The 13,867-nt window shown below is 39.1% G+C and carries 15 protein-coding genes and 3 tRNA genes; 11 read left to right on the top strand and 7 right to left on the bottom strand.

What is annotated here, in order from left to right; genetic code table 11:
• Positions 1-20 precede the first annotated feature (20 nt).
• Genes prfA through mnmL form a run of 5 tightly spaced genes read left to right on the top strand, consistent with a single transcriptional unit; the run spans position 21 to position 4,561 of the window.
• Positions 21-1,103 carry a peptide chain release factor 1 gene (prfA, locus tag G468_RS0101540; protein WP_026821596.1) on the top strand — a complete coding sequence of 361 codons (1,083 nt, stop codon included), beginning with the start codon at positions 21-23 and terminating at the stop codon, positions 1,101-1,103.
• The gene (gene prmC / locus G468_RS0101535) at positions 1,103-1,954 is read left to right on the top strand and encodes a peptide chain release factor N(5)-glutamine methyltransferase (protein ID WP_026821595.1); all 852 of its coding nucleotides are present in this window, start codon (positions 1,103-1,105) and stop codon (positions 1,952-1,954) included. The genes prfA and prmC overlap by 1 nt, the downstream gene beginning before the upstream one ends.
• Complete coding sequence (gene sirB1 / locus G468_RS0101530; protein WP_026821594.1) at positions 1,938-2,747, top strand: invasion regulator SirB1; 810 nt, start codon at positions 1,938-1,940, stop codon at positions 2,745-2,747. The genes prmC and sirB1 overlap by 17 nt, the downstream gene beginning before the upstream one ends.
• 46 nt (positions 2,748-2,793) lie before the next feature.
• The gene (gene kdsA / locus G468_RS0101525; RefSeq protein WP_026821593.1) at positions 2,794-3,648 is read left to right on the top strand and encodes a 3-deoxy-8-phosphooctulonate synthase; all 855 of its coding nucleotides are present in this window, start codon (positions 2,794-2,796) and stop codon (positions 3,646-3,648) included.
• Between the two features lie 10 nt (positions 3,649-3,658).
• Positions 3,659-4,561, top strand: a complete 903-nt coding sequence (gene mnmL / locus G468_RS0101520; RefSeq protein ID WP_026821592.1) for a tRNA modification radical SAM protein MnmL/YtqA — start codon at positions 3,659-3,661, stop codon at positions 4,559-4,561.
• A 45-nt stretch (positions 4,562-4,606) separates the two neighbouring features.
• On the opposite strand, the gene G468_RS0101515 is transcribed toward mnmL, so the two are convergent.
• Positions 4,607-4,696: transfer RNA gene (locus G468_RS0101515), tRNA-Ser, on the bottom strand.
• A 235-nt stretch (positions 4,697-4,931) separates the two neighbouring features.
• Here G468_RS0101515 and G468_RS19410 point away from each other — a divergent pair.
• Together G468_RS19410 and G468_RS25195 are read left to right on the top strand one after the other, a co-directional pair.
• The gene (locus G468_RS19410) at positions 4,932-5,327 is read left to right on the top strand and encodes a hypothetical protein (RefSeq protein WP_338078174.1); all 396 of its coding nucleotides are present in this window, start codon (positions 4,932-4,934) and stop codon (positions 5,325-5,327) included.
• Positions 5,284-5,463, top strand: coding sequence for a hypothetical protein (locus G468_RS25195; protein ID WP_338078173.1), 180 nt, complete (start codon positions 5,284-5,286; stop codon positions 5,461-5,463). The genes G468_RS19410 and G468_RS25195 overlap by 44 nt, the downstream gene beginning before the upstream one ends.
• Positions 5,464-5,550: 87 nt before the next feature.
• Here the strand turns inward: G468_RS25195 and G468_RS0101505 are convergent, their stop codons facing one another.
• Together G468_RS0101505 and mdtH are read right to left on the bottom strand one after the other, a co-directional pair.
• Complete coding sequence (locus G468_RS0101505; RefSeq protein WP_026821591.1) at positions 5,551-6,111, bottom strand: lipoprotein; 561 nt, start codon at positions 6,109-6,111, stop codon at positions 5,551-5,553.
• Between the two features lie 44 nt (positions 6,112-6,155).
• Positions 6,156-7,361, bottom strand: a complete 1,206-nt coding sequence (gene mdtH / locus G468_RS0101500; RefSeq protein WP_026821590.1) for a multidrug efflux MFS transporter MdtH — start codon at positions 7,359-7,361, stop codon at positions 6,156-6,158.
• A 123-nt stretch (positions 7,362-7,484) separates the two neighbouring features.
• On the opposite strand from mdtH, the gene rimJ reads away from it, so the two are divergent.
• Both rimJ and murJ read left to right on the top strand, forming a co-directional pair.
• Positions 7,485-8,063, top strand: a complete 579-nt coding sequence (gene rimJ, locus G468_RS0101495) for a ribosomal protein S5-alanine N-acetyltransferase (protein WP_026821589.1) — start codon at positions 7,485-7,487, stop codon at positions 8,061-8,063.
• Between the two features lie 142 nt (positions 8,064-8,205).
• Positions 8,206-9,741 (top strand): murein biosynthesis integral membrane protein MurJ, encoded by a 1,536-nt coding sequence (gene murJ, locus G468_RS0101485; protein ID WP_026821588.1) that lies wholly within the window; start codon positions 8,206-8,208, stop codon positions 9,739-9,741.
• A 136-nt stretch (positions 9,742-9,877) separates the two neighbouring features.
• On the opposite strand, the gene G468_RS0101480 is transcribed toward murJ, so the two are convergent.
• From G468_RS0101480 to G468_RS0101470, 3 genes are all read right to left on the bottom strand, one after another.
• Positions 9,878-9,954, bottom strand: a tRNA-Val gene (locus G468_RS0101480).
• A gap of 23 nt (positions 9,955-9,977) precedes the next feature.
• Positions 9,978-10,054 (bottom strand) — tRNA-Val (locus tag G468_RS0101475).
• Positions 10,055-10,218: 164 nt separating this feature from the next.
• Positions 10,219-11,592, bottom strand: a complete 1,374-nt coding sequence (locus G468_RS0101470) for an MATE family efflux transporter (protein WP_026821587.1) — start codon at positions 11,590-11,592, stop codon at positions 10,219-10,221.
• 197 nt (positions 11,593-11,789) lie between these two features.
• Here G468_RS0101470 and G468_RS0101465 point away from each other — a divergent pair, with 197 nt between their 5' ends.
• Positions 11,790-12,401, top strand: coding sequence for a riboflavin synthase (locus G468_RS0101465; protein WP_026821586.1), 612 nt, complete (start codon positions 11,790-11,792; stop codon positions 12,399-12,401).
• A gap of 610 nt (positions 12,402-13,011) precedes the next feature.
• Positions 13,012-13,587, top strand: a complete 576-nt coding sequence (locus G468_RS0101460; protein ID WP_026821585.1) for a thiamine pyrophosphate-binding protein — start codon at positions 13,012-13,014, stop codon at positions 13,585-13,587.
• A 45-nt stretch (positions 13,588-13,632) separates the two neighbouring features.
• Here the strand turns inward: G468_RS0101460 and G468_RS0101455 are convergent.
• A partial coding sequence (locus G468_RS0101455; RefSeq protein WP_026821584.1) for an ATP-binding protein occupies positions 13,633-13,867 on the bottom strand: 235 nt, incomplete at its 5' end.

Genomic DNA, 13,867 nt, shown 5'->3' with positions numbered 1-13,867 from the left:
AGTAAGGTCTAACATAACGAATGAAGTCTTCAATAATTGCTAAGTTAGAAGCATTGCAGGAACGCTACGAAGAAATTCAAGCTCACCTGGTCGATGCAGAAGTGATCGCAGATCAAGAGCGTTTCCGGGCATTGTCTAAAGAGTATGCGCAGTTAACTGATGTAACTAAGTGTTTTCAGTCATGGCGCGCTGTTCAGCAAGATATTGAGACGGCTGAAACATTACTGCATGATCCTGAAATGCGTGAGATGGCTCAGGAAGAATTAAAAGAAGCGAAAAAGCGTAATGAAGAATTTGAACAACAGTTACAGATTTTGCTGTTACCAAAAGATCCCGATGATGAAAAAAATTGCTTTTTAGAAATTCGGGCCGGTACCGGTGGTGATGAGGCAGCAATATTCGCCGGTGATCTTTTTAGAATGTATAATCGCTATGCCGAATCCCGTCGCTGGCGCATTGAAGTAATGAATGCGAGTGAGGGAGAACATGGTGGATATAAAGAAATTATTGCCAAAGTTTCGGGTGATAGTGTTTATGGGCGTTTAAAGTTTGAGTCAGGCGGACATCGTGTTCAGCGGGTGCCGGAAACTGAATCTCAAGGGCGTATTCATACCTCTGCTTGTACCGTTGCTATTCTGGCTGAAATTCCGGCAACAGAACTACCGGACATTAACCCGAGTGACTTAAGAATTGACACTTTTCGTTCATCAGGTGCGGGTGGACAACACGTTAATACTACTGACTCCGCGATCCGTATCACCCATATTCCAACCGGAATTGTGGTTGAGTGTCAGGATGAACGTTCACAACATAAAAATAAAGCCAAAGCGCTATCGGTTTTAGCTGCCCGTATTCGCGCCGCGGAAGTGCAGAAACGTCGTGAAGCTGAAGCCTCTGAGCGCCGAAATCTACTCGGTTCAGGTGATCGTTCCGATAGGATTAGAACCTATAATTTTCCACAAGGACGCATCACTGATCATCGTATTAATTTAACGCTCTATCGCTTAGATGAAGTGATAGAGGGAAAATTAGATATGTTGATTCAGCCAATTATTAACGAATATCAAGCAGATCAACTTTCTGCTTTATCCGAGCAGGATTAATGAATTATCAGCATTGGCTAACTTATGCGGCTAATCAGCTTTGCCATAGTAATAGCGCAAAACGTGATGCTGAAATTCTGTTGCAATATATAACAGGAAAAACACGAACTTTCCTTATAGCGTTTGGCGAAACAGAATTAAGCGTCAAGCAACAACAGCAGCTTGAACATTTATTAGTTCGTCGTGCCAGGGGTGAGCCTATCGCGTATTTAGTCGAAGAAAAAGAGTTTTGGTCGTTACCAATAAAAGTTTCATCTGTTACATTAATCCCTCGTCCGGATACAGAATGCTTAGTTGAACGGGCATTACAATTATTATCGGATAAGCGAGCAGTAAAAATATTAGATTTGGGGACAGGTACCGGTGCTGTGGCGTTAGCTTTAGCATCAGAGTGCCCGCAAGCGCAGATAGTCGGTGTTGATATTAGTGATGCCGCAATTACATTAGCCCAACTTAATGCTGATAATTTGCTAATTAATAATGTCAAATTTTGCAAAAGTAATTGGTTTACTTCACTACCTATTCAGCAATTTGATATGATTGTCAGTAATCCACCTTATATTGATGAATGTGATCCACATTTACAGCAAGGTGATGTGCGTTTTGAACCTAAAACAGCATTAATATCGGCTAATCATGGGTTGGCTGACATTCAATTGATAATTGAACAATCAGCAAACTATTTAGCTAATAATGGATGGCTTTTACTCGAACACGGGTGGTTGCAAGGAAGGCAAGTAAGGCAGTTATTTTCCTGTCATCATTATCAACAGGTAGTAACTTTTCAGGATTATGGTGGTAATGATCGTATTACAGTAGGTCAATGGAAATGTGATGAAAACCATAGCTGATTTTGAATTTAATAAAGCACCACTGAGCGAAGGTATTATCCTTGTTTCACGGATTATTCGGCCAGATTTTCCTGTTAAACAAGTCAATGCACAACTTAGGCTTCTGGTTGCAGAAGCGAGGCAAGCAATACAAGCTGATGATGATATAGAAACGCAAGTATCTATATTATTAAAATTATTTTATCAAGACTGGCTTTTTAGCGGTGTAACAGGGGTTTATTCGCTTTCTGAGGCACTTTGGCTAGATAAAGTGCTAATAGCAAGACAGGGGGCACCTGTTTCATTGGGGACAATTTTTTTGCATGTTGCCACTCAATTGCAGTTGCCGGTTATGCCAATTATTTTTCTGACTCAACTTATTCTATGCGTTCGTCGAGATGATGGTACTTATTGGTATATTAATCCAATAAATGGTGAAACTCTCACCGAGCAGATACTTGATTTATGGGTTAAGGGAACAATTAGTCCTTTTGCTCATTTGACGCGAAAAGATATAGAAGAAACTGCACATAGAATTATCATACGCAAAATGTTTGATACAATAAAAGCGGCGTTGATGGAAGAAAAGAAAATGGAACAAGCACTAAGAGTTTGTGAAACATTATTAATTTTTGATCCGAAAGATCCCTATGAAATACGTGATAGAGGGCTTATTTTTGCTCATCTTGAATGTAATCATGTTGCCATTTCTGATTTAAATTATTTTGTTGAGCAATGCCCAGAAGATCCTGTTTCAGAAATGATAAAAATGCAAATCTATTCAATAAAAGGCCAGCAGGTTATATTGCATTGATCATCAAAAATCGTAATTAATTTGCTGTCATAAAAAGGGTAAGAGCATGCAATATAAAGTCGTCGCCATTGATGATATTAAAGTGGCAAATAATCTACCATTTGTTTTATTTGGTGGGATGAATGTGCTTGAATCGCGTGATCTGGCAATGAAAATTTGCGAACATTATGTCACCGTAACAGACAAGCTTAACATTCCTTATGTTTTTAAGGCCTCCTTCGACAAAGCGAACCGTTCTTCAATTCATTCTTATCGGGGCCCAGGGCTCGATGAAGGAATGAAAATTTTTCAAGAAATCAAACAAACATTTGGTGTTAAAGTCATTACTGATGTTCATGAACCAGCGCAAGCAGCACCAGTGGCTGAAGTGGTCGATGTTATTCAACTACCGGCTTTTTTAGCCCGGCAAACTGACCTAGTTGAAGCGATGGCAAAAACCGGTGCGGTTATTAATGTTAAAAAACCCCAATTTATTAGCCCCGGTCAAATGGGAAATATCGTTGAGAAATTTAAAGAAGCCGGTAATGAAAAGGTTATCCTCTGTGATCGCGGAGTAAATTTTGGTTATGATAACTTGGTCGTCGATATGTTAGGTTTCAACGTTATGATGAATGTATCAAAAGGTTCGCCAGTTATCTTTGATGTTACTCATGCATTGCAATGCCGTGATCCTTTTGGTTCTGCTTCCAGCGGTCGTCGTGCACAGGTTGCTGAGTTGGCAAGAGCAGGTATGGCGGTCGGTTTAGCGGGATTATTTTTGGAAGCACATCCAGATCCAACTAACGCTAAATGTGATGGGCCATCGGCACTGCCATTAACAAAATTAGCGCCTTTTCTTGAACAGGTTAAAGCCATCGATGATTTGGTGAAAAGTTTTACCCAATTAGACACCGCTAATTAATTGTTATTTTATGCAGTTAAATGAGGTTGTTACTATGTTTGGCGCTGATCTTCAGCGCCGCTATGGTGAAAAAATTCACAAGATCAGTTTGCATGGTGGTTTTAATTGCCCTAATCGGGATGGCTCATTAGGACGTGGCGGCTGTACCTTTTGTAATGTTGCCTCTTTTTCCGACGAACAACAACAGCAGTTTTCCATCCAGCAACAGATCGCGCAAAAAGTAAAAAAAATCCATCGTGCTCAACGTTATTTGGCTTATTTTCAAGCTTATACCAATACCTATGCTGAGGTTGCTATTTTAAAGGTGCTATATCAACAGGCATTAAATCAGGCTAATATTGTTGGACTTTGTGTCGGTACTCGACCGGATTGTGTTTCGCAACCGGTATTGGATTTATTAGTCGAATATCAGCAGCAAGGATATGAAATCTGGTTAGAGCTTGGTTTACAAACATCCCATGATAAAACCCTAAAAAAGATCAATCGAGGTCACGATTTTGCCAGCTATCAAAAAATAGCTCGAATGGCGGGCAAAAAGGGATTAAATGTTTGTGTGCATTTAATTGTTGGGCTGCCAGGCGAAACTACTAAAGAAAATCTGCAAACCATATCTCGCGTCATTGATACCGGTGTCGATGGTATTAAATTGCATCCATTACATATCGTTGATGGTAGTACAATGGCGAAAGCTTGGCGAGCAGGACGTTTGTTATCACTTGAATTAACTGAATATGTTGAAAAAGCCGGAGAAATGATCCGTCATACACCAAAAAATATTATTTATCATCGGATCTGTGCCAATGCCCGTAAGCCGACTTTACTTGCGCCAGATTGGTGTGCAAATCGTTGGTTAGGTATGAATGCGTTATATCAATATCTTAGTCGTTATGGCGGACAGGGATCGGCGGTATGAATGTGTGGTGGGGGAATTTAAATAGTTGCAGAAAGACATTTTATATGGCGGTGAGGGAGGGATTCGAACCCTCGATACGTTTTCACGTATACACACTTTCCAGGCGTGCTCCTTCAGCCACTCGGACACCTCACCGTTTATCATCCTAATATAGGATACTAGTATGACGGGGCGCTACTATAGGAAAAAGCAGACTAACCGTCAATAATATATTGCAACTTTTGCCTCTTTTTGTAGTTAACCAGATAAATAAAGAACAATCTGTTGAAAATATATTCGATATTGCGAGTTAATGTTTTATTGTCCTTATTAATAAGTAAAATTATTAAATATATAGCATAAGTTGGAAATAAGAATCAATGAATTTTCCGTGATTTGCCGAATACTCGGAACCCTCTTTAATCGCTCGCCAGAGGATCCTGTTATTAAACCGCTATTTGAATTGATTATGCAAGATCAATTGAAATTGTCATGGCCTTTAGAGCAAGATGAATTATTAACCCAATTAGCGGCTAGCAGTCAGGATCTGGCGTTAGTGATTAAAGATTTTAAGCAACTATTTCTTGATCCTACTTCTGCTATTGCTGACAGTATTAGTCAATATAGTGAAATATCCGCAACGGCAGTTAAAGAATTTTTACTCGCAAATGGCATACCGCTATCAGCGGAAAAAGCTGATCGTTTCGCTGCTTTGTTATTGGCAGCATCTTGGTTGGAAGATAATGCGGTGCAGGGATCCGTTATTAACCCAAATTCAGTTATTTGATCAGTTTATTTTACCTGCCAGCGAATTATTTTTTAGCCAAGTAGAAACCCATGCAGTAAGTAATTTTTATCCTACTTTAGTCATGATAACGCGTGAAGCTTTAGTCGCATTGCGTGAAGAGTTGGCGGATAATTAGTGACGCCGTCACTTAATGTTAAAATCTAACAGGCGAGAATAGAGCGCCTGTTATACCTTATTGGCTATTTGATGGTTGCTAATGTGCTCATTCTACTAATGGTATAACTAGCTTACCCGGTTTGACTTTAAGCCCTTTGGCAATTTTTTTGGCTAATGCTTCTGCTTTACTTTTTTCTGGTTGTAATAAATAGACAGGATTTTTTTCAAAATAAGTTTTTAAGGAGTTATTAACAATCGGCAGTATTGGACTAATTGTGCTGGCCATTTTTTCTGGAGTGATCTTGTGATCAGAAATTTCTAGCTGCTTTAAATAGATGGCGCCTGTATCAACATCAAAATAGGGCAGTGAAGTGATAGCTAAAGACACTTCGGCCTGTGTTGAACCAAATAGGGTTTCAAGGTTAATTTTAGCTACGCCCGTTAAGGTGATTTTATTCGGCTCAGTTCGACCTATTTGAGCAGCAAGATTAGCTAAATCGATACTGGCATCAGCAAGTCCAGCAATGCCTATTTTTTTACTATAGTGAGTATGTTTGATCAGATAGTTATTAATGGTGTCTTCACTAATATTGAATTCGGTTAATTGATCGCATCCAGCTATCACTCCACAGAGTAACAATAGTACTGCGGTAAAAAAATGCTTCATATTTTGTTTTTCTCCTGTAACTTTGATAGCAAGATTGTACACAATTATTCATCGTTATTGATGATAGTTTTGTTTTGCTGCTGATTAAATTGTTGGTACAAAGCCCATAAGGTTAATAATCCTATTATGCTTAATAGCTGCCAAGGTAGTGCCGGTAAATCCCACTGATATCCGATATCATATAGCCAACCGCCACCAATATAGCCTATTGCACCCCCTAAAGCGTGGCCTAATCGGCTAAAACCCATATAACTGCCGCGAGCGTGAGGATCTGCCAGTGAAGCACTTAATGTTTCACGTGCTGGCTCAGCAGTGATAGTACCTAAATAGAACAAACTGATCAGGGCAAAAAGTAGCGTCGGTGAATGGGTAAAGCCAATGGGCAGCATGGCCATGCTCATAAGAAGTAAACCAGTCATTAACCGTTGCTCGAGGCGAAAATGCTTTTCACTCCAACGGGCGATTGGATAGAGTAAGGTTAAAGAGATAATCGCTTCAATGGCATACATCCATTTAATGGCGGTCGGTGAACCGGTTATTTCATTAACGACAATTGGAAACATCAACATCACTTGCACGAACAAAATAAAATAGCCAGTCAGAGTAAGGATGTATTTTATAAAGCGTTGATCGCGAAAAACTTTACTCATACCGATACGAATCGGTGTTCGGCTAGTTGAGATACGATAAGCAGGCAACAACCAGGCGTTTGAAATGGCCGCGATAATAAAAATTGTTGTACCCGTCCAACAAACAAACTGAAAATCATACAGTAAAAGCCAGCCACCTAGTAGGGCACCGAGCACCGCGCCGGCACTATCTTGCATTAATAATAATGAATAAAAGCGACCTCGTTCATGGGGTTTGGTTAGCTTAATGACTAAAGCCGTACGAGGAGGATCAAATAAAGTTCCGCCTAAGGCGGATAGAATGCAGGATAACCACAAAATCCAGGGAACAGTAGCCATTGCCATTAAAGCAAAACCGACAGCACGTAACAACATGCCTAGCACTATCATTGGCTTAGCGCCAAAACGATCGGCTATTGCGCCGCCGAAAATACCTAAACCTTGTTGGAATATTTGTCTAAGGCCAAGGGCAAAACCAACCACTAAGCCAGGCCAACCTAATTGTTCAACAAAGTGAATCGATATTAATGGAAATACGACAAAAAACCCCAATACGACTAACATATTATCGAGTAAAAGAAAATATTTACCGAGGTTTCGCGCTTTTGTTACTGGAGACATTAAGCACCATTGGGTATCGCATAGTGATATTTTGTAAATATAATACTAGTAGATTAGATATACTTACTATTGTAAAAACAAAATATATTTATATTCAGCACAAATATCCTGGAGTTGGCCGAGATGTTTGGATATCGAATCAGAGAGCCTGAATGTTATTTTATTACTGAACGTTTGATCATACGGTTAGCTTGTGAAACCGATGCTAATCGTCTGGTTAATTACTATTGCCGGAACGAAAATTTTTTAAAGCCTTGGGAACCCATTCGGGATAGTAGTTATTATCAGCTTTCAGCCTGGAGTAAACGTTTGCATATTATGGCAGAAATGCATCGTAGAAAAAGTGCTTTTCATTTCCTGTTGTTAGATAAATGTGAGACTGAAGTTATCGGAGTGATTAATTTTAGCAATGTTATCCGAGGGGCTTTTCAGGCTTGTTATCTTGGTTATTCAATGTGTGAAATATGGCAAGGAAAGGGGTTAATGTATGAAGCATTAATACCCACAATTCATTTTATGCAATATCAGCAGCAGATGCATAGAATTATGGCAAATTATATGCCACATAACCATCGTAGTGGTAATTTACTGAAAAGGATAGGTTTCAAACCAGAGGGATATGCGAAAGCTTATTTACAAATTAATGGTGAATGGCGCGATCATATTTTAATGTCTCTGATTACCAAAAGTAACCAAGAATAATTTTGCAAAATAAAACCAGCATAATAATGACTGATTTTTATCTGCAGTTTAGTAAAAATAGTTATTCTAATTCATGGTCATGCTTACAGGTCGCTGATACACTTTATCAATCTATTATGGTCATCATTAATAAAGATATTGCATGAATCTACTAAAATCGTTAGCAGCGATAAGCTCTATGACTATGTTTTCCCGAATATTAGGCTTTATTCGTGATGCGATTATTGCCCGTTTTTTTGGTGCTGGTATGGCGACAGACGCTTTTTTTGTTGCTTTTAGATTGCCGAATCTTTTGCGCCGAATTTTTGCCGAAGGCGCATTTTCCCAAGCATTTGTTCCTATCTTAGCAGAATATAAAAATCAGCAGGGTGATGAAGCCACTCGCACATTTATTGCTTATGTTTCTGGTTTATTGACCTTGATTTTGGCCATCGTTATATTGGCAGGGATATTAGCGGCTCCTTGGATTATTTATATAACCGCACCCGGTTTTACTGATACACCGGATAAATTCGATTTAACCGTTCGTTTATTGAGAATCACTTTTCCCTATATTTTGTTAATCTCTTTAGTCTCGTTGGGGGGAGCTATTTTAAATACTTGGAACCGTTTTTCTGTTCCTGCTTTTGCCCCTACCTTACTTAATATCAGTATGATTATGTCAGTACTGTTGTTAGCTCCCTATTGTGAACCACCTATTATCGCGTTAGCGTGGGGGGTTTTTGCTGGTGGTATTTTACAATTGCTGTATCAATTACCTTATTTAAAAAAAATAGGTATGTTAGTGTTACCGCGTATCTCTTTGCGTAATAGCGGTGTGTGGCGAGTAATGAAGTTAATGGGGCCGGCGATTATCGGTGTTTCAGTAAGCCAAATTTCGTTAATTATTAATACTATTTTTGCTTCATTTTTACAATCAGGTTCTGTGTCGTGGATGTATTATGCAGACCGATTAATGGAACTTCCTACCGGGGTTTTAGGGGTGGCCCTAGGTACTATTTTATTACCTTCTTTGGCGAAAAGTTTCTCCACTGGTGATCACCAAGAATATCAGCGTTTAATGGACTGGGGATTACGGCTTTGCTTTTTATTAGCACTACCTTGCGCTATTGCATTGGCTATTTTAGCTCAGCCATTAACGGTGTCCCTTTTTCAGTATGGCAATTTTACCGGCTACGATGCGGTAATGACTCAGCGGGCCTTAATTGCCTACTGTGTCGGTTTAATGGGGTTAATTATCGTTAAAGTATTAGCGCCTGGGTTCTATTCGAGACAAGATATTAAAACACCGGTCAAAATCGCGATTATTACCTTAATCTTGACACAATTAATGAACCTTGCTTTTATTGGCCCGCTTAAACATGCTGGATTAGCCTTATCAATCGGCTTAGCGGCATGCTTTAATGCTTTGATGCTTTATTGGCAATTACGCCGCCAGGCAATTTTTATCCCACTAGCTGGCTGGGGGAAATTCTTGGTCAAATTAGTGGCCGCTTTAATGGTTATGGTCGCAGTATTATTACTGGTATTAAATTTTATGCCGGCGTGGGAGCAGGGAAATATGTTGATGCGGATTATGCGGTTATTATTGGTGGTTTTCGCCGGTGCAATAAGTTATTTTGCGGCATTATTTGTTTTTGGTTTTCGTTTGCGAGACTTTTCACAGCGGGCTATTTAGTTCACTAAGCGACAAATAGATTTGATTAAGTGATTATATAGAGTAAAAAAGCGTTAACGCGCTTTTTTATTACCCATCGAAACCGATAAGCTTACTGACTATATAATCTGAAAATAGCATTGGGAATAGATAGATTTGGTGCGTCCGAGTGGACTTGAACCACCGACCCCCACCATGTCAAGGTGGTGCTCTAACCAACTGAGCTACGGACGCACTAGAAAGATATCGCTAACAATTGGTGCGTCCGAGTGGACTCGAACCACCGACCCCCACCATGTCAAGGTGGTGCTCTAACCAGCTGAGCTACGGACGCAATAAGAATTGCTATGGCGACAATGTGGAAACGAATATTAACGGGCAGTTTCCATTCTGGCAAGGGAAAAATACAATTTCACGTCTAACTGCTCGTATTTAATGCTATTTAGCATAAAAGAACAATTTTCATTGTTTATACCTTGTGCCCGTTTGACTAAATAGTTATCGAGTTGAATGCTTTAACACAAACTCGTCTGATTGGCGTTGAAGCCATAATATGCGAGAAAGTATCATGATAGCGGATGCCGTTAAGCCAATAATAAAACCAATCCAGAAACCCTTAGGCCCCAGGTGTGGCACAATAAAGTCAGTTAAACCAAGTAGATAACCTGTTGGCAAACCGAGCAACCAGTAAGAAATGAAAGTGATAAAGAAAATCGAACGGGTATCTTTATAGCCGCGTAATATACCGGCACCAATTACCTGAATGGCATCGGAAATCTGATAGATTGCAGCGAATAACATTAATTGTGACGCCAAAAGGACCACTTCTGGATTGCGATTATACATTAATGCGATCTGTTCCCTGAGTGACACTGTCACAAGTGCGGTGCAGCAAGCTACCGTTAAACCGACCATAATACTAGCATAGGCGGATGTTTTTGCGTTTTTAGTTGAAGCGCCGCCTAAATTATAACCAACACGAATCGTTGCAGCCATACCAAGAGAAATAGGAAACATAAACATTAATGAACTAAAATTTAAAGCCACTTGATGTCCTGCAACAGCAATAATGCCTAATGGCGCGACCAATAAGGCTACAATAGCAAAAAGCGTCACTTCAAAGAAATAAGCTAGACCAATAGGTAAACCTAGCGCGAACAGACGTTTTAATAAAGAGAAGTCGGGTAAGGCAAATTGTTTGTTAGCGCGGATGTCGCGTTGTGTAGGAGTATGGCGGATATACCAGCGCATAAAAAAGAACATTGCCCAATATACTGAGGCAGTGGCTACACCACAACCGACACCACCCAGTGCCGGTGCACCAAAATGACCATAGATAAAAATATAGTTGATCGGTATGTTGATAAATAAACCAAGGAAACCTATAAACATACCCGGTTTTGTTTTAGATAATCCATCGCACTGACTACGTAAAACTTGATAAAAAAGATAGCCTGGTGCTCCCCACATAATGGCATGTAAAAACCGCACCGCTTTATTTGCCAGTTCGTGATCAATATTAGGCATATTATTTATAATATGATGGGCGTTATAAATAACACCAATGACCAAAAGTGATAAAAAGAAAGCTAGCCATAAGCCTTGTTGTATATGATTACCGATAACTTGACGGCGGCCTGAACCATTTAATTGCGCTACCACGGGGGTTAAAGCCATTAATAAACCGTGGCCAAACAAAATAGCAGGTAACCAAATAGACGTTCCTACCGCAACAGCAGACATATCAGTTTCACTAACTTTGCCTGCCATTACTGTATCGACAAAACCCATTGCGGTTTGTGAGAATTGAGCAAGAATAATCGGAATACCCAATGCTAATAGGCTTTGTGCCTCTTTAAAATATTTATTCACCCACCATACCTTATAAAAAATGAAGAGAAGCCGGAAAAGGAATTGATCCGTTAAAAATCTACTTATTGTATCGATTTGGTAAAGTTATCGCCATAAATAGATAGAAAGCTACCATATTTTATGTTTCTAGAGTGCTTATCTAGCATAACTGACGTAGAATGATGACTAATCTTTTATTAAAGTTGGGAACTCAAGATATGTTTACAGGCATTGTGAAAGGAAAAGGAACATTAATTGCGGTTGAAGATAGCGTTAATTTTCGTACTTATACTATCCAATTCCCTAGTGAATTACTCGCTGGTTTAGAAACAGGCGCCTCTGTGGCTAATAATGGCTGCTGTTTAACTGTTACCCATATCAATGGGGATAAGGTGAGTTTTGATTTAATGAAGGAGACTTTGCGACTAACAAACTTAGGCAGTTTAAAACTAGGCGATATGATTAATTTAGAAAGATCAGCAAAATATGGTGATGAAATTGGTGGCCATGTTATGTCGGGTCATATTATTACTACCGCCGAAGTTGCTAAGATTTTCAAAGCTGAAAATAATCTGCAAATTTGGTTTTATGTGCATGATAAACAATTAATGAAATATATTCTGCATAAGGGATTTATTGGTGTTGATGGAATCAGCTTAACAGTCGGGGATGTGGTTAATAATCGTTTTTGCGTCCATCTGATCCCAGAAACCATTGCGCGTACCACGCTGGCAGACAAGCGTCTTGGTGAAAAAGTTAATATAGAAATTGATGCTCATACCCAAGCGGTAGTTGATACTGTTGAACGGGTGATGGCACAAAAAATATAATCGTGAGCTGTATTAAGCCTGTCGCCGCGCCATTTTAATTAGGTTAAGTAATTGTTAAAAGAAGAGGCAGGATCTGATAAACAGTAGGTAACGGTTTCTTCTTATTCAAACAAGGTTAATGCCGAAAGGGCTTTTTTGTCTCTAATTTACTTATTTGTTGTTAAGTGTAGCTCGGCAAATAAGCTCTTCACTACACGAAAAATCGTCTTACTAAAAATGTGTTGCCAGTATTAAGTTTGATAATTGTTTTTTCTCTCCTCCTCCTTGCATAGGTTATTGGATCACTTAAAAACATCTTTGTGGATAAAATATAACTGCGCTATAGCATGCAATCGCCAACTTATTGTTCTCTGAATTTTATTTGCATAATCAATTGATAATAAAAGTAAATTCCTTCATTCAGTAAGTTCATGTGAATAAGTCAATAGAATTTATCACTGAGATAGAAAAATATAAAGCTGACAATGACAATTGTAGAGTAAATAGAAAACAGGAATCCAAAAGGCAACTTGAAGGCATTCAAGACTGGATACCGCAGTGATGAGGTTTTCTTACAATTTTGATTTCTGATGTTAACAAATCTAATCTATTCAAGTTATTAGAGGTCACAATGGAGATAAAAATTGCACATGATTTAGTCAATTTTTTAGAGTTTTTGGGTGTTGACTTAGCATTTGGGGTATCTGGTGGCTTTATCGTACCGATATGGCAAGAACTTTCTAGCTCAAAAAAAATAAATGTTATACATTGCCGCACCGAGGTGGGTAGTGTGTTTTGCGCGTCAGAATATAGTCTTTGTCATAATAAAATAGCGATATCTTTTGCGACGGCAGGCCCAGGAATAAGTAATGCATTGACAGGGTTAAAAACGGCAAAGCTTGATGGAGCCAGAGTAATATTTATCTCAGCTATCACGACAGAATATCACGATGGGCTATGGGGGATGCAGGAAACAACGGTGAGAAACGTCAATGCGCTTGTACAGCATGATGGGCAAGGATATTTGGATAAAGTATTTGTTGTTAAGAATGAGGATGAATATTTACAAGCTAGAAATGTTATTCAGAAACTCGCTTTATTAAATAATCATTTTGTTATCGGTGTTTTTTTAACGACTAAGATACAAATATTAACCATAAAAAAACAACTGTTGCCTAACTTGCTGTCAACGATCACCGAAAACTGATCCACTTTTTATCTAAATCCGATCAATCAAAATTGATCCACTGTTTTACTCAGTTATTGCTCCTGAGCGCCGCTTATCTTTCAATCGGTAGCTTTCACCGCTTAATTGCAGTACATGCGAATGATGAAGTAAACGATCAAGCATAGCGGCAGTTAATGTTGCGTCATCAGCAAAAGCACTTGGCCATTGCCCAAATGATAGGTTACTCGTCAATATGACACTGCCATGCTCATAACGCTTGGCAATCACATTGAAAAACAGGTTTGCTTCTTCTCGCCCA

Source organism: Arsenophonus nasoniae DSM 15247, from assembly GCF_000429565.1.
Taxonomy (GTDB): Bacteria; Pseudomonadota; Gammaproteobacteria; order Enterobacterales; family Enterobacteriaceae; genus Arsenophonus; species Arsenophonus nasoniae.
The sequence above is the reverse complement of the archived record's forward strand: the minus strand, read 5'-3'. Positions and strand labels throughout refer to the sequence as shown.